The organism is Streptomyces sp. NPDC051582 (assembly GCF_040681715.1).
GTDB lineage: Bacteria > Actinomycetota > Actinomycetes > Streptomycetales > Streptomycetaceae > Streptomyces.
Genome location: NZ_JBFAZJ010000003.1, coordinates 195,161 through 218,353 on the forward strand (window position 1 = coordinate 195,161; position 23,193 = coordinate 218,353).

At 72.5% G+C, this 23,193-nt stretch carries 17 protein-coding genes; 5 read left to right on the top strand and 12 right to left on the bottom strand.

Annotated elements, in window-relative coordinates; genetic code table 11:
• Positions 1–32 precede the first annotated feature (32 nt).
• Complete coding sequence (locus AB0M92_RS06480) at positions 33–1,283, top strand: helix-turn-helix domain-containing protein (RefSeq protein ID WP_366100955.1); 1,251 nt, start codon at positions 33–35, stop codon at positions 1,281–1,283.
• A gap of 29 nt (positions 1,284–1,312) precedes the next feature.
• On the opposite strand, the gene AB0M92_RS06485 is transcribed toward AB0M92_RS06480, so the two are convergent.
• Positions 1,313–1,912, bottom strand: a complete 600-nt coding sequence (locus AB0M92_RS06485; protein ID WP_366100956.1) for a TetR/AcrR family transcriptional regulator — start codon at positions 1,910–1,912, stop codon at positions 1,313–1,315.
• Positions 1,913–2,001: 89 nt separating this feature from the next.
• Between AB0M92_RS06485 and AB0M92_RS06490 the strand changes: the two genes are divergently transcribed.
• On the top strand, positions 2,002–3,552 hold the full coding sequence (locus AB0M92_RS06490; RefSeq protein WP_366100957.1) for an MFS transporter: 1,551 nt from the start codon (positions 2,002–2,004) through the stop codon (positions 3,550–3,552).
• An 83-nt stretch (positions 3,553–3,635) separates the two neighbouring features.
• Here the strand turns inward: AB0M92_RS06490 and serA are convergent, their stop codons facing one another.
• From serA to AB0M92_RS06520, 6 genes are all read right to left on the bottom strand, one after another.
• Positions 3,636–5,225, bottom strand: coding sequence for a phosphoglycerate dehydrogenase (gene serA, locus AB0M92_RS06495; protein WP_366100958.1), 1,590 nt, complete (start codon positions 5,223–5,225; stop codon positions 3,636–3,638).
• A 273-nt stretch (positions 5,226–5,498) separates the two neighbouring features.
• Entirely contained in the window at positions 5,499–6,500 is a 1,002-nt protein-coding gene (ilvC, locus tag AB0M92_RS06500; protein WP_366100959.1) for a ketol-acid reductoisomerase, read from the bottom strand.
• A 108-nt stretch (positions 6,501–6,608) separates the two neighbouring features.
• Positions 6,609–7,133, bottom strand: coding sequence for an acetolactate synthase small subunit (gene ilvN, locus AB0M92_RS06505; protein WP_366100960.1), 525 nt, complete (start codon positions 7,131–7,133; stop codon positions 6,609–6,611).
• A gap of 32 nt (positions 7,134–7,165) precedes the next feature.
• Positions 7,166–9,052, bottom strand: coding sequence for an acetolactate synthase large subunit (locus AB0M92_RS06510; RefSeq protein ID WP_366100961.1), 1,887 nt, complete (start codon positions 9,050–9,052; stop codon positions 7,166–7,168).
• Between the two features lie 204 nt (positions 9,053–9,256).
• Positions 9,257–12,100, bottom strand: coding sequence for an EAL domain-containing protein (locus tag AB0M92_RS06515; RefSeq protein ID WP_366101154.1), 2,844 nt, complete (start codon positions 12,098–12,100; stop codon positions 9,257–9,259).
• A 351-nt stretch (positions 12,101–12,451) separates the two neighbouring features.
• Positions 12,452–13,399, bottom strand: coding sequence for a 2-hydroxyacid dehydrogenase (locus AB0M92_RS06520; RefSeq protein ID WP_366100962.1), 948 nt, complete (start codon positions 13,397–13,399; stop codon positions 12,452–12,454).
• Between the two features lie 79 nt (positions 13,400–13,478).
• Between AB0M92_RS06520 and AB0M92_RS06525 the strand changes: the two genes are divergently transcribed.
• The 3 genes from AB0M92_RS06525 to AB0M92_RS06535 all read left to right on the top strand — a co-directional run bounded on the left by AB0M92_RS06525 (position 13,479) and on the right by AB0M92_RS06535 (position 16,110).
• Entirely contained in the window at positions 13,479–14,486 is a 1,008-nt protein-coding gene (locus tag AB0M92_RS06525; RefSeq protein ID WP_366100963.1) for an aldo/keto reductase, read from the top strand.
• 259 nt (positions 14,487–14,745) lie between these two features.
• Positions 14,746–15,891, top strand: coding sequence for a PQQ-dependent sugar dehydrogenase (locus AB0M92_RS06530; protein ID WP_366101155.1), 1,146 nt, complete (start codon positions 14,746–14,748; stop codon positions 15,889–15,891).
• A 51-nt stretch (positions 15,892–15,942) separates the two neighbouring features.
• Positions 15,943–16,110, top strand: a complete 168-nt coding sequence (locus AB0M92_RS06535; protein WP_324615927.1) for a DUF6191 domain-containing protein — start codon at positions 15,943–15,945, stop codon at positions 16,108–16,110.
• Here the strand turns inward: AB0M92_RS06535 and AB0M92_RS06540 are convergent.
• From AB0M92_RS06540 to AB0M92_RS06560, 5 genes are all read right to left on the bottom strand, one after another.
• Entirely contained in the window at positions 16,076–19,129 is a 3,054-nt protein-coding gene (locus tag AB0M92_RS06540; protein ID WP_366101156.1) for an AAA family ATPase, read from the bottom strand. The genes AB0M92_RS06535 and AB0M92_RS06540 overlap by 35 nt on opposite strands.
• 80 nt (positions 19,130–19,209) lie before the next feature.
• A complete protein-coding gene (locus AB0M92_RS06545; protein ID WP_366100964.1) occupies positions 19,210–19,377 on the bottom strand; it encodes a hypothetical protein in 168 nt (55 codons plus the stop codon).
• Positions 19,378–19,566: 189 nt separating this feature from the next.
• Positions 19,567–20,160 (bottom strand): hypothetical protein, encoded by a 594-nt coding sequence (locus AB0M92_RS06550; protein ID WP_366100965.1) that lies wholly within the window; start codon positions 20,158–20,160, stop codon positions 19,567–19,569.
• Positions 20,161–20,263: 103 nt separating this feature from the next.
• Positions 20,264–20,818 (bottom strand): GNAT family protein, encoded by a 555-nt coding sequence (locus tag AB0M92_RS06555; RefSeq protein WP_366100966.1) that lies wholly within the window; start codon positions 20,816–20,818, stop codon positions 20,264–20,266.
• Between the two features lie 39 nt (positions 20,819–20,857).
• Positions 20,858–23,107 (bottom strand): MMPL family transporter, encoded by a 2,250-nt coding sequence (locus AB0M92_RS06560; RefSeq protein WP_366100967.1) that lies wholly within the window; start codon positions 23,105–23,107, stop codon positions 20,858–20,860.
• Positions 23,108–23,193: the final 86 nt, after the last annotated feature.

Consider the following 23,193-nt stretch of genomic DNA (forward strand, 5'->3'; position numbering starts at 1 on the left):
AAGACCGGGTTTCCGAGTGGGAGAATGTCCGGGTGAAAGGCGATTACCAGGACCTGGTGGATGAGATCTCGGCGCTCCTCGGCGCCCCGGCGACGCTGGAGAACCGGGATTTCCGCCTCATCGCCTTCGGCGCGCACGACAGCGAGGACGACCTCGCGATGGACCCCGTCCGCACCCGTTCGATCCTGACCCGGCAGTCGACGGCGGCCGTGCGGTCCTGGTTCGAGGCCTTCGGCATCGCGCGGGCGACCGGGCCGGTGCGCATCCCGGCGGCGCCCGACGCGGGGGTCTTCCGGGGGCGGATCTGCCTGCCGGTGCGGTACCGCGGGATCGTGCAGGGGTACGTGTGGCTCCTCGACCAGGAGCCCGGCCCGGGTCCGGACGCCCTGGCGGCGGCCATGGAGGTGGCCGAGCGGATCGGGATCCTGCTCGCCGAGGAGGCGAAGGCGGGGGCCGACCTGTCCCGGGAGTTCCGGGCGGTGCTCGTGGCCGGGCGGGGGTGGCAGCAGGACATGGCGGTGGCCGCACTGCGGCTGGCGCTGGGCCCGGGCGCCGACGGGCTGCACGCGGTGGTGTGCGTGACGCCGTGGCCCGGCGAGGCGCCCGCGTCGGTACCGGGCACGGCGGCGGTGTGCACGGTCCCGTGGCCGGGGGCCGGCGATGACGACGGCCGGGTCGGCGGGGCCGGCGGGGCCGGGGCGGAGGGTGGCTCCGGGGCCGGGCCCGGCTCGGGCTCGGGCGCCGCTTCCGGGGACCGGCCGGGCCGACGGGCCGGGCAGGCGCTCGCCGTGCTGGTCAGGCTCCGCTCGGCCGAGGTGCTCGTTCCCGCCGAGGGCGTCGCGACCCGGCTGCTGGCGGGCGGCGGCGCGAGCGCCGGGATCGCGGAGCCCCGGCGGGGGCTGGCGGCGCTGGCCGACGCCTGGTCGCAGGCCTCGGCGGCGGCGCAGGCGGCCGCGGCCCAGCCCCGGTTCGGGCCGGTGGCCCGGTGGTCGATGATCGGCCCGTACCGGATGCTGGCGGCACTGGCGGCCGCGGGTCCGGCGGGCGACCCGGCGACGCGGGTCCTGCTGGAGCCCGCGCACCGGGAACTGGCCCGCACCGCCGAGCTGTTCCTGGACTGCGCGGGCCAGGCGGGGCGTGCGGCGGCGGCCCTGGGCATCCACCGCCAGACCCTGTACTACCGGCTCGCCCGGGTGGAACAGCTGACCGGCCTGGACCTGGACGAGGGCGAGGACCGGCTGTTGCTCCACATGGCCCTCAAGGCGGCCCGCCTGTACGGCTGAACCACCGGCCGGTCGAACGGCCGAACGGCTCAGGCGGGGGCGTCGGCTCCGGCGTCCTCGCCGTTCACCATCTTCTGCGCGGCGCGGCGCATGCCCTCGGTCAACTCGTCGGCGGTGACCGCGTTCTCGGGGTTGTACAGCCACTGCACCATCATCCCGGCGACCAGCACCTGGTACAGCCCTCCCAGGGTCCGGACGTCCCGCTCTTCGAGCTGCCCCTCCGGGATGCCCGTGAACATCTCGGTCAGCCCCTTGCGCCCCTCGCCCTCCGAGGCCACGACCATCTCCCGCAGCTCCGGCAGCCGGTCGCGGTTCATCGCGATCTCCAGGCTGGCCGCCCACATCGGGGCCGCCTGATCGCGCTGTCCGATCATTGCGTCCCAGACCGAGTGGAAGCGCTCCAGCGAGCCGCCCTCCCCCGTGACGTCCGGCTTGAAGGAGTCGCCCCACTCCTCGGCCATGGCGATGAACGCCTGCGTGAGCAGGGCGTTCTTCGAGCCGTAGTGGTAGCCGATCGACGCCAGGTTCGCGCCCGAGGCGTTGACGATGTCCCGCGCGGTCGTCCGCGCGAAACCCTTCTCGGCCAGGCACTTCTTGGCCCCTTCGAGCAGATCTTCGCGGTGTCCCATGCCCTCACCGTATCAAGACAGCCGTCCCATACAACCGTTCCATACAGCCGTACTAGACAAGTGTTTATGACACTTGTACATTGCTGCTCATGACGCACTCCGCCGCACGTCCCGCGGGCCGCCGGGAATGGATCGCCTTCACCGTCCTCCTGCTGCCGCTGCTCCTGGTCTCGATGGACGTCTCCGTCCTCTACTTCGCCATCCCGGCGATCACCCGCGAGCTCGACCCGAGCGCCACCCAGCAGCTCTGGATCTTCGACAGCTACGCCTTCGCGCTGGCCGGCCTGCTCATCACGATGGGTTCGCTCGGAGACCGGATCGGCCGCCGCAAGCTGCTGCTGACGGGCGCGACCGCCTTCGGGCTCGCCTCCGTCTGCGCCGCCTACGCCACCAGCGCCGAGATGCTGATCGCGGCCCGCGTGCTGCTCGGGATCGGCGGCGCGACCCTGATGCCCTCCACCCTGGCCCTCGTGCGCAACCTCTTCGAGGACGACGGGCAGCGCGGCCGGGCCATCGCCATCTGGTCCGGGGCCATGACCGGCGGCATCGCCCTCGGCTCGGTGATGAGCGGCGTGATGCTGAACCACTTCTGGTGGGGCTCGGTCTTCCTGATCAACGTGCCTGCGATGCTGCTCCTGCTGGCCCTCGTCCCGGTGCTGGTCCCGGAGTTCAAGGACCCGGCGCCCGGCCGCTTCGACCTGCTGAGCGTCCCGCTGTCGACGGCCGCCGTGCTCCCGGTCGTGTACGGCCTCAAGGAGATCGCCGCCGAGGGCCCGGAGCCGCTCTACACCGCCTCCGTCGCCGTGGGCCTGGCCTTCGGGTACGCCTTCGTCCGCCGCCAGCGCACCCGTGGCGACGCCATGGTCAGCCGGGCCCTCTTCCGGGGCCGCGGATTCGGCGCCGGGATCGTCCTCAACACCATCGCCGCCTTCGCGATGATGGGCTCGGCCTACTTCACCACCCAGTACCTGCAGTCGGTGCTCGGGATGGGCACGCTGGAAGCCGCCCTGTGGAGCCTCGCGCCCTCGCTCCTCATCGGCGCCGCCGCCCCCCTCAGCGCGGCCCTGGCCCAGAGGACCGACCGGGCCCACGTCATCGCCGGCGGCTTCGCCCTCGCCGCCGCCGGGTTCGCCCTGATCGCGCTGGTCGGCAGCGATTGCCTGTGGCTGCTGCTGACCGGCGCCGGAGTGCTGGCCTGCGGCATCGTCACCGTGATGTCCCTGGTCTCCGACATGGCCCTGGGCGCGGCCCCCGCCGAGAAGGCCGGCTCGGCCGCGTCCCTGCTGGAGACGGGCCAGGAGTTCGGCGGCGCGCTCGGCATGGCGGTCCTGGGCAGCCTCGGCACCGCCGTCTACCGCTCCGACCTGTCGGGCGCGGAGCCCGCCGTGCGGGAGACCCTGGGCGGGGCCGTGGCCACCGCCGGGCAGCTCGGCGGGCCTGCCGGGGAGCAGCTGCTGGCCCTGGCCCGCGAGGCCTTCGTCCACGGCATGCAGTACGCCGCCTGGGGCGGTACGGCCCTGCTGCTGGCGGCGGCCCTGCTCGCCGCCACCCTGCTGCGGGGGCCCGGGGCCGCGGGGCGGCCCGCCGAGGAGCCCGCCGGGCAGGGTCCGGCCCTCGCGGCCTGGTCCCCGTACACCTGATCCCCGTAGCGAAGGGGCGAGCGGCGGCGGAACACAGGGAAGGGCCCGGGGAGTTCCCCGGGCCCTTCCCTGTGCCGTGCGGGTCAGCCGAGGCTGACCGTACGCGCCGAGACGGCGCCGATCTCGGCGGAGATCTCCGCGAGGACGTTCACCGGGACCTCCGCGTCGACGGTGAGGACGCCGAGCGCCTCGCCGCCCTCCTCGGCGCGGGCGACCTGCATGCCCGCGATGTTGAGGCCGGCTTCGCCGAGGATGCGGCCGACGGTGCCGACCACGCCCGGGCGGTCGGTGTAGCGCAGTACGAGCATCTGGTCGGCGAGCGTCAGGTCCACGTCGTACTCGCCGATGCCGACGATCTTCTGCAGGTGCTTCGGGCCGGCGAGCGTGCCGGAGACCGACACCTCCTGACCGTCCGACAGGGTGCCGCGCACGGTCACCACGTTGCGGTGGTCCGGGGACTCCGAGCTGGTGGTCAGACGTACCTCGACACCGCGCTCCTGCGCGAACAGCGGGGCGTTGACGTAGGAGACCGTCTCGTCGACGACGTCCTCGAAGACACCCTTGAGGGCGGACAGTTCCAGCACCTTGACGTCGTGCTGGGTGATCTCGCCGCAGACCTCGACGTCGAGCCGGACCGCGACCTCGCCCGCGAGAGCGGTGAAGATGCGGCCGAGCTTCTCGGCGAGCGGCAGGCCCGGACGGACGTCCTCGGCGATGACACCGCCCTGGACGTTGACGGCGTCCGGTACGAGCTCGCCCGCGAGCGCGAGGCGCACCGACTTGGCGACCGCGATGCCGGCCTTCTCCTGGGCCTCGTCCGTGGACGCGCCGAGGTGCGGGGTGCAGACGACCTGGTCGAGCTCGAAGAGCGGGGAGTCCGTGCAGGGCTCCTTCGCGTATACGTCGAGGCCGGCCCCGGCGACGCGGCCCTCCTTGATGGCCGAGTACAGCGCGGCCTCGTCCACGATCCCGCCGCGCGCGGCGTTGACGATGCGGACGGACGGCTTGACCTTGTGCAGGGCCTCGTCCCCGATGAGACCGAGGGTCTCGGGGGTCTTGGGCAGGTGCACGGTGATGAAGTCGGCGACCTCAAGCAGCTCGTCCAGCGTCAGCATCTTGACGCCCATCTGGGCGGCGCGCGCGGGCTGTACGTAGGGGTCGTACGCGACGATCTTCATGCCGAAGGCCGACATGCGCTGGGCGACCAGGACGCCGATGCGGCCGAGGCCGACGACACCGAGGGTCTTCTCGCTGAGCTCGACGCCCGTGTACTTGTTCCGCTTCCACTCGCCGTTCTTCAGGGCGGTGTTGGCCTGCGGGATGTTGCGGGCCGAGGCGACGAGCAGGCCGCAGGCGAGCTCGGCGGCGGTGACGATGTTGGAGGTCGGGGCGTTCACGACCATCACGCCGGCCTTGGTGGCGGCGGAGACGTCGACGTTGTCGAGGCCGACACCGGCGCGCGCGACGACCCTCAGCTTCTTGGCGGCGGCGATGGCCTCCGCGTCGACCTTGGTCGCGGAGCGCACCAGGATGGCGTCGACGTCCACGATCGCGGGGAGCAGCTCCGCGCGGTCGGCTCCGTTGACGTGCCGGATCTCGAAGTCCGGACCGAGCGCGTCGACGGTGGCGGGCGACAGCTCTTCGGCGATGAGTACGACAGGTTTCGAGCTCACGTGGGTCATCCTCACAAGTCCAGTGCGGACGGCCGTCCCGACGGCCGCAGGCGGTGGAGGGGGTAGCCGCGTGGAAGACGCACGACACTGTGGGCCTGACGCGTTGTGTTGAGCAGTGTAGTGGCGGATCCCGCAGGGATTTCCGCCTGTCCGGAAGGATCACCCGTCCGGGGTTGGCCAGGGTGGACAAGCACCGCGTACGGAGCTGTCCGATCCGGCCCGGTCATGCGCTGCGGGGCCGGGACTCGTCATCCCGGCCCCGCCGCGTACGGATCAGCTCTCGTCGCTGTCGACCCAGCTCATGAGCTTGCGCAGCTTCTTGCCGGTGGTCTCCAGCAGGTGCGCCTCGTCGGCCTTCTTGTACTCGTTGTACTTCGGCAGACCGGCCTTGTACTCGGCCATCCAGGTGTTGGCGAACTCGCCGCTCTGGATCTCCGCGAGGACCTGCTTCATCTCGGCCTTGGTGGCGTCGGTGATGATGCGGGGACCGGTGATGTAGTCGCCCCACTCGGCGGTCTCGGAGACCGACCAGCGCATCTTCTCCAGGCCGCCCTCGTACATGAGGTCGACGATGAGCTTCAGCTCGTGCAGGCACTCGAAGTACGCGATCTCCGGCTGGTAGCCGGCCTCGGTCAGGGTCTCGAAACCGGCCTTGACCAGCGCGGAGGCGCCACCGCAGAGGACGGCCTGCTCACCGAACAGGTCGGTCTCGGTCTCCTCGGTGAAGGTGGTCTTGATGACGCCGGCGCGGGTTCCGCCGATGCCGGCCGCGTACGAGAGCGCGAGGGCGAAGGCGCTGCCGGAGAAGTCCTGCTCGACGGCGGCGATGCAGGGCACGCCGCGGCCTTCCTCGTACTGGCGGCGCACGAGGTGGCCGGGGCCCTTCGGGGCGACCAGGGCGACGTCCACGTTGGCCGGGGGCTTGATGAAGCCGTAGCGGACGTTGAAGCCGTGGCCGAAGAAGAGCGCGTCGCCCTCCTCCAGGTGCTCCTTGATCGACTCTTCGTAGATCTCGGCCTGGAGCGGGTCCGGGGTCAGGATCATGATGACGTTGGCCCAGGCGGCGGCCTCGGCGACCGGGACGACCTTCAGGCCCTGCTCCTCGGCCTTGGCCTTGGACTTCGAGCCTTCCTTGAGGCCGACGACGACGTCGACGCCGGAGTCACGCAGCGACAGCGCGTGGGCGTGGCCCTGGCTGCCGTAGCCGATGACCGCGACCTTGCGGCCCTGGATGATGGACAGGTCGGCGTCGTTCTCGTAGAACAGCTCGGCCACTGGGATATCTCCTTGGTGCGCTGGTGTTGCTCCCACCGTACGGCGGGGAACGATAGGGAAGTTTCCTGGTCTCGCGATGCGAGAGGCAACGCGACGTCAGGGGGTGGTTCAGGCGCTGCGGTCGAGCGCGCGCAGGCTGCGGTCCGTGATGGACCGGCCGCCGCGCCCTATGGCGATCGTGCCGGACTGGACGAGCTCCTTGATGCCGAACGGCTCCAGCATCTTGAGCATCGCGCCGAGCTTGTCGGCGCCGCCGGTGGCCTCGATGGTGACGGCCTCCGGGGAGACGTCGACCGTCTTGGCGCGGAACAGCTGGACGATCTCGACGATCTGCGAGCGGGTCTCGTTGTCGGCGCGGACCTTCACCAGAACGAGTTCGCGCTCGATGGCGTGGTGCGGCTCCAGCTCGACGATCTTGAGCACGTTGACCAGCTTGTTCAGCTGCTTGGTGACCTGCTCCAGCGGGAGGTCCTCGACGTTCACGACGATCGTGATGCGCGAGATGTCGGGGTGCTCGGTGACGCCGACCGCGAGGGAGTCGATGTTGAACCCGCGGCGGGAGAACAGCGCGGCGATCCGGGCGAGGATGCCGGGCGTGTTCTCGACCAGGACGGAGAGCGTGTGCTTGGACATGTGAGTCGTTCTCTCTCTCAGGCTCTCTCGGCTCAGTCGTCTTCGTTGTCGCCGAAGTCGGGACGGACGCCCCGGGCTGCCATGACCTCGTCGTTGGAGGTGCCGGCGGCGACCATCGGCCACACCATGGCGTCTTCGTGGACGATGAAGTCGATCACGACGGTACGGTCGTTGATCGCGTTGGCTTCGGCGATGACCTTGTCCAGGTCGGCCGGGTCCTCGCAGCGCAGGGCCACGCAGCCCATGGCCTCGGACAGCTTGACGAAGTCCGGGACGCGGGTGCCCTTGCGGGGGGCGGTGGACTCGCCGAGCTGGGATCCGACGGTGCCGTGGCCCGTCTCGTCCGCGTGCAGGACGGTGTTGGAGTACCGCTGGTTGTAGAACAGGGTCTGCCACTGGCGGACCATGCCCAGCGCACCGTTGTTGATGATCGCGACCTTGATCGGGATGTTGTTCAGCGCGCAGGTGACCAGTTCCTGATTGGTCATCTGGAAGCAGCCGTCGCCGTCGATCGCCCAGACCGTGCGGTCCGGCATGCCGACCTTGGCGCCCATCGCGGCGGGGACCGCGTAGCCCATGGTTCCGGCGCCGCCGGAGTTCAGCCAGGTGCGGGGCTCCTCGTAGTTGACGAAGTGCGAGGCCCACATCTGGTGCTGGCCGACGCCGGCCGCGTAGATGGTGTGCTCGGGGGCGAGCTCGCCGATGCGCTGGATGACCTGCTGCGGGGAGAGCATGCCGTCCCCGGGGGTCTCGTAGCCCAGCGGGTACGTCTCGCGCCAGCGGGTGAGGTCCTTCCACCAGGCGGTGTAGTCGCCGGTGTTGCCCTCGGTGTGCTCGGCCTGGACGGCCTGGATCAGGTCGGCGATGACCTCGCGGGCGTCGCCGACGATCGGGACGTCGACCTCGCGGTTCTTGCCGATCTCCGCCGGGTCGATGTCCGCGTGGATGACCTTGGCGAACGGGGCGAAGCTGTCCAGCTTGCCGGTGACCCGGTCGTCGAAGCGGGTGCCGAGCGCGATCAGCAGGTCCGACTTCTGCAGGGCGGTGACGGCGGTGACCGCGCCGTGCATGCCCGGCATGCCGACGTGCAGCGGGTGGCTGTCGGGGAACGAGCCGAGCGCCATCAGCGTGGTGGTGACCGGGACGCCGGTGAGCTCGGCCAGGACCTTCAGCTCGGCGGTCGCGCCGGACTTCATGACGCCGCCGCCGACGTACAGGACGGGGCGCTTGGCCTGGCAGATGAGCTTGGCGGCCTCGCGGATCTGCTTGGCGTGCGGCTTGGTGACCGGCCGGTAGCCCGGGAGGTCCTGCGCCGGCGGCCACGAGAAGGTGGTCTTCGACTGCAGGGCGTCCTTGGCGATGTCGACCAGGACCGGGCCGGGGCGGCCGGTGGAGGCGATGTGGAAGGCCTCGGCGATGGTCTTCGGGATGTCCGCGGCCTTGGTGACCAGGAAGTTGTGCTTGGTGATCGGCATCGTGATGCCGACGATGTCCGCCTCCTGGAAGGCGTCGGTGCCGATCGCCTTGGAGGAGACCTGGCCGGTGATCGCGACGAGCGGCACGGAGTCCATGTGCGCGTCGGCGATGGGGGTGACCAGGTTGGTGGCGCCCGGGCCGGAGGTGGCCATGCAGACGCCCACCTTGCCGGTGGCCTGCGCGTAGCCGGTCGCGGCGTGGCCGGCGCCCTGCTCGTGGCGGACCAGGATGTGGCGGACCTTGGTGCTGTCCATCATCGGGTCGTACGCCGGGAGGATGGCCCCGCCCGGGATACCGAAGACGGTGTCGCACCCCACCTCTTCGAGAGAGCGGATGAGGGACTGCGCACCCGTGACGTGCTCAACTGCGGCGGGCTGGTGTCCGCCGGAACGGGGCCGCGGCTGCGGATGGTGGGCCCCGGTGGCCTGCTCGGTCATCGACATTCTCTTCTCGAAGCTGAGGGTTTTACGAGGATTCGAAGGTGTGCCAGTGCAACAAAAAACCCCTCGTGCCGGGAGGCAAGCGAGGGGAGCGCGTCGGGCGTGTGGAGCAGGGACATGTTGGTCCCAGCTTCAGCCGACGCGCTTTCCAAGTACGAGAATTCGGGTGCGCATGGCACTGACCCTCCCTCCGGCGGGAGGGGGATGTCAAGCGGGTGGGACGGGCGTCTCATTATGTGAGCCTCTGCGGATGGCCATCGAGCCCCCGGGCGAACCACCGGCCAAGGCGGGCTGGGCCGCTGCGCCCGGTACTGGGAACGTACCGCGCACGAGCGCGCGGCGCAGCCTGTACTCGTCGAGTGGGCCGGAAAAGGCCACTCCCTGGCCGTGTGTGCACCCCATTGCGCGCAAGGCCATGACCTGCTCGGGAAGGTCGACCCCGTCGGCCACCGACTGCATGCCCAAATCATTTGCAATGCGCAACAAACCGGCGGTGATCTTGTGGAGGCGGGCGGACTCGACCACGCCCTCGACCAGACCCCGGTCCACCTTGAGGATGTCCACGGGGAGTCTGCGCAGGGCGCTGATGGCCGCGTAGCCGCTGCCGAAGCCGTCGAGGGAGATCAGGACCCCGAGCCTGCGCAGGGCCGCCAGACGCCGCTCCAGCTCGTCGAAGGGGACTCTGGGGTCCGACACGGTCATTTCGATCACCAGGGCCCCCGATGGCAGCCCGTGCCGGGTCAGCAGGGCCTCCACCGAGCCGAGCGGCGCGCCGCGGTCCAGCAGTCGCTGGGCGCTCATCCGCACGGCCACCGGTACGTCGTGCCCGATCCGGTGCCGCTCTGCGGCCTGCGCCACGGCCTCCTCCAGCAGCCAGTGCCCCAGCTCGGCGGCCCGGGTGGGCATGCCGGCGGGGAGGCCGGAGCGGCCGGAGCGGCCGGCGGAGCCCGTCGCCGTGCCCTCGCTGTACTCGGCCACCCGGAGGAATTCCGCCGGGGTGAACAGGATCCCCTGGGCCGAGCGCCAGCGGGCCTGCGCCGCCACGGCCGTGACCTCGCCGGTCGCCAGCGAGACCACGGGCTGGTGCAGCAGCGCGAACTCCCCGTCGTGGAGCGCGGTGCGCAGCCGCCCCGCGAGCTCGGCCTTCCGTACGACCTCGGCCTGCATCTGGGGCGCGTAGAGCTCGACCCGGTCCTTACCGCCCGCCTTGGCGCGGTACATCGCCAGGTCCGCGTTGCGCATGAGGTCCGAAGGGGTGATGCCCGGGTCGGCGAAGGCCACGCCGATGCTGGCGGCGACCCGTACGTCGCTCCCGGCGATCCGGTAGGGCTGGGAGAGGGTGGTGCGCAGCCGGTCCGCGATCTCGTGCACCTGGTATTCGCGGGCGCTGCGGTCTCGGCTGCCGTCGCCCAGGATCAGTGCCGCGAACTCGTCCCCGCCGAGCCGGGCCGCGGTGTCCCCGGCGCGCACCGAGTCCTGGAGCCGGCGCGCCGCCTCGATCAGCAGTTCGTCACCGGCCTGGTGGCCGATGGTGTCGTTGACCGCCTTGAACCCGTCGAGGTCGATGAAGAGCACGGCCGTGCTGTGGTCCCCGGCGCGGCGCCCGGTCAGGGCCTGGCGGACCCGGCGGGTGAACAGCGCCCGGTTGGGCAGGTCGGTCAGCGGATCGTGCTCGGCGCTGTGCTGGAGCTGCGCCTGGAGGCGGACCCGCTCGGTGACGTCGCGGCTGTTGAGGATGAGACCGCCCTGGTGGCGGTTGACGGTCGACTCCACGTTGAGCCATTCGCCGCCGCCGGACTTGAAGCGGCACTCGATGCGGGTGGTCGGTTCCTCGGCGGGCGGCGCGGCCAGGAAGCGGCGCACCTCGTGGACCACGCGTCCCAGGTCGTGCGGGTGGATCAGGGTGGCCAGCTCCGTGCCGACGAGCTCTTCGGCCTCGCGCCCGTAGACCCCGGCCGCCGCGGGGCTGACGTACCGCAGGGTCCCGGTGGGGGCGGCGATCATGATGACGTCGCTGGAGCCCTGGACCAGGGAGCGGAAGTGGTTCTCCTTCTGGGCGAGTTCCTGCGTCAGCGCGATGTTGTCGATGAGCATGATGCCCTGCCGGATGACGAGGGCGAGGACCACCGTGCAGCCGGTGAAGACCACCACGCGGTCCACCTTCCGGCCGTCCACCACGTTGTACAGGATGCCCAGGGTGCAGACCGCGGCCGCGAGGTACGGCGTGAGGGCGGGCAGCGAGCCGGTGATGGGGCGGCTGACCGGCCGCTCGCCGCGGGCGAGCCCCGGCGCCCCCGGGGCCGGGTGGGCCCGCCGGGCCCCCCAGGGCGCGTACGCGAGCAGCAGCGACCCGGCGAACCAGCCGGCGTCGAGCAGCTGACCGGACTGGTATTCGGCGCTCAGCAGCGGCGAAGTGAAGAGGGCGTCGCTGAGCACGGTCAGGGCCAGGGCCGCGATGGCGGTGTTGACGGCCGAGCGGTTGGCCTCGGAGCGCCGGAAGTGCAGGACGAGCACCATGGAGACGAGCGCGATGTCCAGCAGCGGGTAGGCGAGCGAGAGCGCGGCGCGCGGGACGCTGCCGGGGGCCCCGGACTGCGCGGTCCGCGCCGCGTGCGCGAGGGCCAGGCTCCAGGACAGGGTGAGCAGGGAGCCGCCGATGAGCCAGGAGTCGAGCCCGAGGCAGACCCAGCCGGCGCGGGTGACCGGGCGCTTGGCCAGGACGAGCAGGCCCACGATGGCGGGCGGCGCGAAGCAGAGGAAGGCGAAGTCGGCGAGCGAGGGCTTCGGCACGGTCTCGCCGAGGACCACCTCGTACCAGCCCCAGACGCCGTTGCCGCAGGCGCCCATGAGGGAGGAGAACGCGAAGAGCAGCCAGGCCGGGCGCTCGCGGCTGTCGATCGTCCGTGCGTACGTGTAGCAGGAGACGGCGGCGAGTAACGCGGCGGCGCTGAGCCCGAAGTCGCCCATGATCTCGGCGAGTTCCCCGGAGCCCCAGCCGAGGGCGGCGCCGACGGCGTATCCGCCGCTGACCACGGCCAGGAGCAGCTGCATCGCCAGGCTCCTGCCGCCGCCGCCCGAGACGGGCGGCCTGGCCAGCAGCGCCGCCCCCGGGGCACTCACCGGTCCCCCTCGCCGGCCGTTTCCGGCGCAGCCCATTCCCGGCAGCGCCGCCTCCGGCGGCCGTGCCGCATCGGATCCTTCGTCCATTGGCCGTACATCGCCCGTCGCCCCCCAAAGTGTCCGATCACTCCCCAGCGCCAGACGAACGCGCTGCAGCCCCTTGTTCCGGACGATACACCACTTTCGTCACTCAGGGACATAGATGGTCTACTCTGCGTTACCACGCGGAGAGTTGTTGCCACTGTGCGCGTCCGGACGGATGCGGAGCGTGCGCACCGGGCGTCAGTCGGTGACCAGGACCGTGTTCTCCACGGGCTCCCCGGCGGCGAACCGGTGGAGCTGGCGGGCCACCAGGCGCCGCGCCCGCGGCGCGAACGCCGTGCTGCTGCCGCCCACGTGAGGCGTGATCAGGACGTTCGGAGCATGCCAGAGCGGATGGCCGGCGGGCAGCGGTTCCGGGTCGGTGACGTCGAGCGCCGCGCGCAGCCGGCCCGAGCCCAGCTCGGCCAGCAGGGCTGCGGTGTCGGCGACGGGACCGCGCGCCACGTTCACCAGCAGGGCGCCGTCCTTCATCCGGGCCAGGAACGCGGCGTCGGCCAGGCCCCGCGTCGCGTCCGTCAGCGGAGTGGAGAGGATCACCACGTCGGCCCCGGGGAGCAGCCGGGGCAGTTCGGCGTGAGCGTGCACGGGCCCGCGCGTGGTGGTGCGCGCCGAGCGTGCGACCCGCACGACCCGCGCGCACTCGAAGGGTGCGAGCCGGTCCTCGATGGCCTCGCCGATGGACCCGTACCCGACGATCAGCACGGACTTGTCGGCGAGGGCGTCGTAGAAACCGGAGCGCCACTCCTCGCGGTCCTGTCCGCGCACCATCTTGGGGATCCCGCGCAGCGAGGCGAGCGTGAGGGTGAGCGCCAGCTCGGCGGTGCTCGCCTCGTGGACCCCGCGCGCGTTGCAGAGCCGTACGCCGGGACGCAGCAGGCCGAGGCCGCCCAGGACGTGGTCGATGCCAGCGGTCAGCGTCTGCACGACCTCCAGGTGCGGCATGCCGGGCAGCGGGCGCAGGGTCACCTCGGGGGACTTCATGTACGGCGTGACGTAGAAGACGCAGGCGGCCGGGTCGGCCGGGAAGGCGTCCTCGCCGTCCCACTGCCGGTAGGTGAAGGCGTCGGGGAGGCCCTCGATCTCCTCGGCGGGGAACGGCAGCCAGACGTCCGCGGTCTTTGCATCCATGACCAGGAGGCTATGCCAAGGCCAAAGGATCCTGATCAAGCCGTTAGTTTGTTTGCCGGACCGGGAGGGGGACGCACGGGTGGAGCGCAGGTCGATCGGGGCGGGTGCGCTGGCGGTGGGCGCCGTCGGGCTCGGGTGCATGCCGATGAGCTGGGCGTACGCGCCCTCGCGGCGCCACCGCGACGAGTCGCTGGCCACGGTGCACGCGGCCCTGGACCTGGGGGCGAACCTGCTGGACACCGCCGACCTGTACGGGCCCTTCACCAACGAGCTGCTGCTGGGGCGGGTGCTGCGGGAGCGGCGGGCCGAGGCGTTCGTGTCCGCCAAGGTGGGGCTGCGGGCCGGCGAGCAGCACGTGGTGGCGGACGGGCGGCCCGGATACGTGCGGCGGGCCTGCGACGCCTCGCTGCGGCGGCTCCGGACGGACGTCATAGACGTCTACCAGCTGCATCGGGTGGATCCGGACGTCCCGGTGGAGGAGACCTGGGGGGCGATGGCGGAGCTGGTGGGTGCGGGGAAGGTGCGGGCGCTGGGGCTCTGCGCGCTGGGGGCGGGCGCCGGTCCGGGGGCGGGCCGGCGCGGGGACCGGGCGTACGAGGTGACCCTGGGGCACCTGGAGCGGGTCCAGCAGGTGTTCCCGGTGAGCGCGGTGCAGGCGGAGCTGTCGGTGTGGTCCCGGGAGGCGGTGCGGCGGCTGCTGCCCTGGTGCGCGGCGCGCGGGGTGGGGTTCCTGGCGGCGATGCCGCTCGGCAGCGGGTTCCTGACCGGGACGCTCCGGCCCGGCGAGGGCTTCGAGTGGGAGGACGTGCGGGCCCGGCACCCGCGGTTCACGGCGGAGTCGATGGCGGCGAACCAGGTGGTGGTGGCGGGGCTGCGGCGGGTGGCGCGGCGGCACGGGCCTCAGGTGACGGCGGCGCAGGTGGCGCTGGCGTGGGTGCTGGCGCAGGGGCCGCAGGTGGTGCCGGTGCCGGGGGCCGACCGGGCCCACTGGGCGGCGGAGAACGCCGGGGCGGCGCGGCTGCGGCTGACGGCCGCGGACCTGGCCGAGATCGCGTCCCTGCCGGCGGCGGTGGGAGCCTGGGACTGAGCCCTGGCGCGCGCCGGTTCCGGGCCGGTTCGGAGCCGGTTCGGAGCCGGTTCGGAGCCGGTTCCGGGCTCGGGACAACCACTCGATCGGGTGTACGAGCGCCGGAACTTCGGGAAGTGCCGCAGCTGTTGAGACAGGTGAAAGGCGCGATCGCCGACCGGAGGGGAGCAGGACGATGCGATACGGACAGGCACGGGCGTCCGAGGGGTACGAGGGCCGGCGCACCCGGACCCGGGCGGTGCTGGCGGCGTTCGCCCTGATGGGCTGTGGGGCGCTGCTCTCGGCGGGCTGCGCACCGGCGGGCGGCCCGGCCGCCGAGCCGGGCGCGTCACCACCGGGCCCGGCGCCCACCTCATCGGGGTCCGGCCCCGCCGGCTCCCCGTCCGGCTCCTCGCAGACCGCGCCGCCGGCCAGGGGCTCCGTGACGGTGACGGGCGAGGTCGCCAAGGGCCTGGAGTCCCCCTGGGGCGTGGCCCCGCTGCCCGGCGGGGACCTGCTGGTCGCCTCGCGGGACAAGGGGACGATCAGCAGGGTCGCGGCGGCGACCGGCGCGGTGACGCAGATCGGCGAGGTGCCGGGGGTGGCCCCGGGCGGCGAGGGCGGGCTGCTGGGGCTCGCGCTGTCGCCCTCGTACGCCACGGACCGGATGGTGTACGCGTATTTCACGACGGAGTCCGACAACCGCATCGCCCGGATGCGGTACGACGAGCAGCGGGACGCGGGCCAGCAACTGGGCGCGCCGGACACGGTGCTGCGGGGAATCCCCAAGGGTCTGATCCACAACGGGGGCCGGATCGCCTTCGGCCCCGACAAGATGCTCTACGCGGGAACGGGTGAGACCGGCGAGACCGGGCTCGCGCAGGACAAGAAGTCGCTGGGCGGCAAGATCCTGCGGATGACCCCGGACGGGCAGCCGGTGCACGGGAATCCCGAGGCCGACTCGGTCGTCTACTCCTATGGGCACCGCAATGTGCAGGGCCTGGCGTGGGACGAGGACAAACGGCTGTGGGCGGCCGAGTTCGGCCAGAACACCTGGGACGAGCTGAACCTGATCGAGCCCGGTGCGAACTACGGCTGGCCGGAGGCCGAGGGGAAGGCGGGCAAGCCGGGCCTGCGTGATCCGGTGGCCGTCTGGAAGACCGACGAGGCCTCGCCGAGCGGGATCGCGTGGGCGCAGGGCTCGGTGTGGATGGCCGGGCTGAAGGGCGAGCGGCTGTGGCGGATCCCGCTGGCCGGGGCGCATCCGGTGGCCGGGCCGGAGGCCTTCCTGACGGGTGAGTACGGCCGGCTGCGCACGGTGATCGCCCTCGGCGGGGACAGATTGCTGCTGGTCACGAGCGAGACGGATGGGCGCGGGTCGCCGGAGGCGGGCGACGACCGGATCCTGACACTGACAGTGCGATGACCGACGGGGCCCCGGCGGGGGGCGAAAGGCACGGTGGACGCGGTGTTCAACATGATCGAGGAGCTCTTCAACCCGGGGCGCAAGCACACGGACGAGGAGAAGAAGCGGCTGGAGCTGTCCCGGACCGATGTGAACGACGGCGATCCGGGACGCGGTCCCATAGACCTGGACTCCGGCACGGTGCTCATACGCCCGGCGGAGCCGTCCCCGCGGGAGTGAGCGGCTCGAACAGCCGGAGCCGGTGGGCCAGGGCGGCCGCCTCGCCGCGGCCGGCGACGCCCAGCTTGGCCAGGATGTTCGAGACGTGGACGCTGGCCGTCTTCGGGGAGATGAACAGCTCCTCGGCGATCTGGCGGTTGCTCCTGCCTGCCGCGACCAGACCCAGGACGTCCCGTTCGCGGCTGGTCAGGCCCAGGGCTTCGACGGGGTCCGGGGCCGTTGCGGGCAGGGCGGCGGGCTCTTCGGCCTCCGTCAGCGGGAGCCGGGCGCGCTGGGCCAGCAGGGCCAGGTCCTCGCGGAGCCTGCGGGAGCCGAGCCGGTCGGCGGTGGCGTAGGCCGCGCGGAGCAGGAGCGCGGCGGCCTCGCGGTCGCCGCCGGAGGCCAGCAGGGCCTCGGCGAGCCGGTGGCGGGCGCGGGCCAGCAGGTACGGGCGCTCCAGCGGGCGGATGGCCCCCTCGACGCCGGCCCAGTCGGCGGCGGTGTCGCGGTCCTCGGCCCGCAGCAGCTCGGCTCGGAGGAACTCGGCGTGCGCGGCCCACACGGGCACGGGGGTGGCCAGGGCGCGGGCGGCGGCGCGGAGCACACTCAGGGCGGCTTCGCGGCCGGCGTCGGCGACCGGGAGTCCCCGGGCGTCGGCCTCGGCGGAGGCGGCGGCGAGCAGCAGCGGCCAGGCGTAGCGGTGGTGGCCGAGCGGGAAGCCGTAGGCGACCGCGTCGGTGATCTCCGCGCGGACGTCGGCGATCCGGCCCTCCCCGGCGGCTATGCCGACGGCGAGGCGGTAGAGCGGTATGCGGTGCTGGGGCTGGCTGTCGTGGGTGCCGAAGTGTGCGTGGGCGGCGGTGAGCCGGGCCCTCGCCTCGGTCAGTTCGCCGCGCGCCAGGGCCAGGTAGGACAGCCGTGCGGAGGCGGAGCCGCGCGGGGCCGCGCTCTGGCCGACGCGCAGACCGCGCTGGGCGGCTTCGGCCGCCTCGTCCCAGCGGCCGAGGCTGTACAGGCTCTCCGCCATGTTCCCGCTGAGCCAGGCCTCGGTGTCCAGCAGCCGTGACTTCTTGACGAGTTCGACCCCTTGTTCGGCCAGTTCCACGGCTTCGCGGGACCGGCCCATGCTTTCCAGCTGAGAGGTGAGGTTGATATGTACACGTCCCGCCAACATGACGAGCCCGAGTTCGGCGGCCCGCTCCCGGACCACGAGCATCTCGGCGAGTCCGCGCTCGGGTTCGCCGGCATCGGTGAGCAGGCAGGCGACCGTGACCCGGGCGTTGAGCTCGATCTCTTCGGCCCCCAGCATGCGTGCGTAGGCCGCGGCGCGTTCCGCGGCTTCGAGGTTGCCGGGCCCCGGGCTGTGGAGCATGCCCCAGCCCGCGGCCCGGACCAGGACCTCGGCGTGCACCTGGGACGGGGGCAGCCCCTTGACGAGCTCCTGGGCCTTGGCGAGTTCCTCCCAGCCGTCGCCGCGGGCGAGGCTGGAGATGAGCCGGGAGCGTTCGGTCCAGAACCAGGCCGCGCGCAGCGGGTCCTGGTCCTCCTCCAGCAGCCGCAGTGCCGTTTTGGTGAGCTTGAGGGCGCGTTCGCGCTCGCCGCCGAAGCGGGCGGCGACGGTCGCCTCGGCCAGCAGGTCGAGCCGCTTCAGCGGGGTGGTGGCCGGGTCGCAGCCGCACGGAGGGTACACATCGGTGTAGTCGACCGGGCGCAGCGCCTCTCGGACCTCCTCCGGGGCGCTCTCCCACAGGTCCAGCGCCCTCTCCAGCAGGTTCAGCTGCTCGGAGTAGGCGTGCCGGCGGCGGGCGGCGACCGAGGCGGCGAGCACGGCGGGCAGCGACTTGGCCGCGTCGTTGGCGCAGTACCAGTAGCTGGCCAGCCGGATGACCCGCTCCTCGGCACGGATCAGCCAGTCGTCGGCTTCCATCGCCTCGGCGTAGCGGCGGTTGACGCGGGCGCGCTCGCCGGGCAGCAGGTCGTCGCTGACGGCCTCGCGGACCAGCGAGTGCCGGAAGCGGTAGCCGTCCCCGTCGGGGGTGGCGAGGAGGATGTTGGCGCCTACGGCGGCCCGCAGTGCCTCGATCAGCTCGTCCTCGCTCAGCCCGGCGACGGCGCGCAGGAGGGGGTACTCCACGGTGGATCCGCCCTCGGCGACGATCCGCACCACGCGCTGGGCGGCCTCGGGCAGCACCTCGACGCGGACGAGCAGCAGGTCGCGCAGGGACTCGGTGAGCCCCGCCTGGCAGCCGCTCCTCTTGCAGGCGGCGAGTTCCTCGACGAAGAAGGCGTTGCCGTCGGAGCGGTCGAAGACGGAGTCCACGAACGCCTCGTCGGGCTGCGAGGCGAGGATGCCGGCGAGCTGGCGGCGCACCTCGGCCCGGTTGAAGCGGGGCAGTTCGATGCGCTGGACGGTGCGGAGCCGGTCGAGTTCGGCGAGCAGCGGGCGCAGCGGGTGGCGGCGGTGCACGTCGTCGGCCCGGTAGGTGGCGACGACGACGAGCCGGCCGCTCGCGAGGGTGCGGAACAGGTAGGAGAGCAGGTGCCGGGTGGAGGTGTCCGCCCAGTGCAGGTCTTCCAGGACCAGGACGAGGGTGCGGTCGGCGGCGAGCCGCTCCAGCATCCGGGCCGTCAGCTCGAAGAGCCGGGCGGTGCTCTCCTCGTCGTGCGGTCCTCGGGGGGTGTCGCCGAGCTCGGGGAGGATCCGGGCGAGTTCGTCCTCCTGGCCCGCGGCCGCGGCGGCCAGCTCCCCCGGGAGCAGGCGGTGCAGGGTGCGCAGGGCCGTCGAGAACGGGGCGAAGGGAAGGCCCTCCGCCCCGATCTCCACACAGCCTCCGACGGCCACCAGCGCGCCGCGCCGGTCCGCCTCGCAGAGGAACTCCTCGGTGAGGCGGGTCTTTCCGACCCCGGCCTCGCCTCCGACGAGCATCGCCTGCGGCTCCCCGCCCGCCGCGCGGGTCAATGCGTCGGTGAGTACGGCCAGTTCGTCGGCTCGGCCGACGAACACCGGGCTGACAGATCTGGTCTCCACGTCGCCGAGCATCGCACAGGAGCCCTGGCTCGCGGCACTGGTCGGGGGTGCGCTTCTCATCACGTGTCAGTCCACGCGGTTCGCGGCGCGGATCACGCGGCGCGCGTGAAGCGGCTCCGCTGTCCCGTCACCCGCCGTTCGGGCTCCTGGCTGCGCGAGGAGGCGCGGCGCGCCTTCTTGGCCTCCTGGACCAGGCGGTACCGGGCGGCCTCGCGGATGCGGTCGGCGCGGCGGGCGGTGGCGATCTCGTACTCGAACATCTCGTACTCCCGGGTTCGTGTTTCTCGGCACCTCGTTCGGTGTGATCCAAGATTCGCGTCCCAGGGGGTGCCGGCACATCGGGCGCATGCCGCATCCGTACGAGACGGGGGTCCTTAGGCCGCGGCCGAAGGACCCCGGGTCGGACCGGGAGTGCCTAGGAGGGGGTCCTAGGCAGGCGGGTGGGAGGCCTAGGCGGCCTTCGGGAGGGGAGCCAGGATGTCGAAGTACATGAGGCCGAAGAGCAGTACGCCCAGCGCGCCGAGGGCGACGGCGGCCCAGGAGACGGCGCGGACCCAGGTGGGGAGGGTGCGGCCGGGGGCGCCGAACGCGGGGCGGGCCAGCACGAAGACGGCGAGCAGCAGGGCGAGGGTGGACAGGACGCCGTTGACGAGGGCGGTCAGGTGCCAGGCGTCGCCGTACAGGGCCTCGATCTTCGCCTCGGTGGTGGCGGCGTTGACGGACTCGATCTGGCCCACGAGGGTCTGGCGCTCGGCGATGACGCGCGAGACCCAGCTTCCGCTGAGGGCGACGAGCCCGAGTCCGGCCGCGACGACGGCGGAGGCCGCGGCGCCGACGCCTTCGGGCCTCTTCTCGGTCTCGTCGAGCTCGTCGTGGAGCTCGTCGTCGAGGTCCTCGTCGGTGAGGTCGGCCTCGGGGGCCCCTGCGGCCTCGGCGCTCTCCGCGGCGGGGGCGTCCTTGAGGTCTGCCTTGGCCTCGGTGGCCTTGGGCTCGGCGGTGTCCGCCTCGGGGGCGGCCGGGTCGGCGGTCTTCGTGGTGTCCATGCGGGGCACCGTAGGCGGCTTGTCTGAGAGGTTTCTGAGAAGGCCGCGGCGCCCCCTGACCGGGTCGGCCGCGGGTCTCGGACCGGGGCCGCGGCGGGTGGTGTCAGGCGGTCGGGGCGGGTGGCCACTCGTGGGCGAGGACGGCCCAGACCTCGGTGTCCTGGCGGACGCCGCGGTGGAGGTGGTTCTCGCGCAGGAGGCCCTCGCGGGTCATGCCCAGGCGCTCCGCGACGGCGAGGCTCTTGCGGTTGGCGGCGGACGCGCGCCACTCGGCGCGGTGCATGCCGCGCTCCCGGAAGGCCCAGTCGATCAGGACGCGGCAGGCCCCGGTCACCAGTCCGCGGCCGGCCGCCGCCGGCTCCAGCCAGCAGCCGACCTCGCAGTTGCCCGCATCGGCCTCGAAGATCCGGAAGAGGACCCCGCCGACGAGGGTGGCGCCGACGCGGATGCCGTAGAGCCGCCCGCCGTCGGCGGCGGTCTTCTGCGCGTAGGAGGAGAGGAACGCGCGCGCCGAGTCCAGGTCGGTGACGAGGTCGGCCAGGAGGATGTGTTCGCCGATGAACGCGCGGCCGCGGTCCATGTGTGCGAGGAACTCCTCGGCGTGCCATACCTCCAGCGGAAACAGCCGGGCGTCGTCGGCGAGGTCGATCGAGAACATGCGGCTTCTTCCTTGGGTCTCGTGCGGCGGGTCGCCGGATCACCGGGATGCGGGGGCCGGCTCGGCGCCGTCCTCCCTCGTGGCGGCGACCGCGGCGGGCCGCTGCGCGGGCAGTGTCGCACGCGCCCGGCATTCCGGGGGCTCGATGCTGATCTTGGGCAGCCGGCGGTCCAGCCAGGCGGGCAGCCACCAGTTGGCGCCGCCGAGCATGTGCATCAGCGCCGGGACGAGGAGGGTGCGCAGCACGAAGGCGTCGAGGGCGACGGCCGCGGCGAGCGCGATGCCGAACATCGCGATGATCCGGTCGCCGCTGAGCACGAAGGCCAGGAAGACGGAGATCATGATGACCGCCGCCGAGTTGATCACCCGGCTGGTCTCGGTGAGCCCCACGCGGACGGCCCGGCGGTTGTCGCCGGTCTCCAGCCACTCCTCGTACATCCGGCTGACCAGGAACACCTGATAGTCCATGGACAGCCCGAAGAGCACCGACACCATGATCACCGGCAGGAAGGGCTCGATCGGACCGGCACTGCCCAGGCCCAGCAACTCGCTGCCCCAGCCCCACTGGAAGATCGCGACGACGACGCCGAAGGAGGAGGCCACGGCCGCGACGTTTATGGCGGCCGCCTTGAGCGGGATGCCGAGGGAGCGGAAGGCCAGCAGCAGCAGGACGCAGCCGAGGGCGATGACCACCCCGACGAACAGCGGCAGTTTCCCGACGATGACGTCGGCGAAGTCGTCGTAGCCCGCGGTCACGCCGCCGACGTGCACGGTCATGGAATTGCCCTGCCCGGCGGCCGGGATGACGCTCTCGCGCAGCGTCGTGACCAGCTCGCTGGTGGCCCGGGACTGCGGGGCGGAGTCCGGGATGACGGTCAGGACGGCGGTGTCCCCGCTCCGGTTGAAGACGGCCGGGCCGGTGGCGGCGACGCCCTCGGTCGTGCGGAGCGCCTCGGCCAGCCGCTCGACGGCGAGCCGGTCCCCGGCTCCGTCGAGGCGGGAGACGACGGTGAGCGGGCCGTTCACTCCGGGGCCGAACCCGTCGGCGAGTAGGTCGTAGGCCTGGCGCGTGGTGGAGCCCGCCGGGTTGTTGCCCTGGTCGGAGGTGCCCAGGTGGAGCGAGAAGGTGGGCAGCGCCAGGACCGCCATGACCAGCGTGGCGACGATGCCGAGCAGCTGGGGGCGGCGCTCCACGAAGGCCGACCAGCGGGCGGCGAACCCGGCGGGCGTCTCGGGCCGCGGCCCCCTGGTGGCGAGCCTGCGGCGCTCGCGGCGCGAGAGGGCGCGCATGCCGATGTACGAGAGGAGGGCGGGGAGCAGGGTGACCGAGGCGGCGACGGTCAGCACCACCGTGAGGGAGGCGGCGATCGCGACGCCGTTCAGGAAGTTCAGCCGCAGCACCAGCATGCCGAGCAGCGCGATGCAGACGGTGGCCCCGGCGAAGACCACGGCCCGGCCCGTGGTGGCGACGGCCCGTGCGGCGGCCTCCTCGACCGGCAGGCCACTCATCAGGCCCTTGCGGTGCCGGGTCACGATGAACAGGGCGTAGTCGATGCCGACGCCGAGCCCGACGAGGGTGCCGAGCATCGGGGCGAAGTCGGCGACGGGCATGGCGTGCCCGAGCAGGGTGATGCCGAAATACGCCGTGCCCACGCTGACGAGTGCGGTCGCGATGGGCAGCAGGCTCGCGGCGAGCGAGCCGAAGGCGAGGAAGAGGACCAGGGCCGCGACGGCCACGCCGATGACCTCGGCGAGGTGGGTGGTGGGGGCCTCGGTCAGGGCGACCGCCTGGCCGCCGAGCTCGACCTGGAGGCCGTCGGCCTCGGTGGCGGGGTTCTTCGCGGCGTCGACGACGGCCTTGGCCTGCGCCTTGGGGACGGAGTCGGCCTGCCGGTCGAACGTCACCACGGCGTAGGCGGTCCGGCCGTCGGCGCTGATCTGCGCGGCGCTCTCGGGGCCGGGGCCGTAGGGGCCGGCGACCGAACCGACTCCGGGGAGCGAGGCGATGGTGTCGAGGGCTCCGGCCATGCGCTGTTCGACGGCGGGAGTGCGGACGCTCTGGTGCTCCGGGGCCCGCCACACGATGGTGTCGGTGTCTCCGCCCTGACCGTGGAATCCCGCGCGCAGCAGGGCGTGGGCGCGGCTGGACTCGGTGCCGGGGACCTCGTAGTCGTTGGAGAACGCCGATCCGGCGGTCCCCGCGGCCAGGGCCGTGCCGCCGAGGGCGAGCAGCCACAGGAGGACGGCCGGCAGGCGGTGCCGCAGGCACCAGCGCGCGATCACTGCCAACGGACGTGCTCCCTGGTGGTTCGGATCTTTACCGGGGCTGCCCGACGCAAAGACACTGGAACTCGTGAAGGCCCGGCCGACGGCCC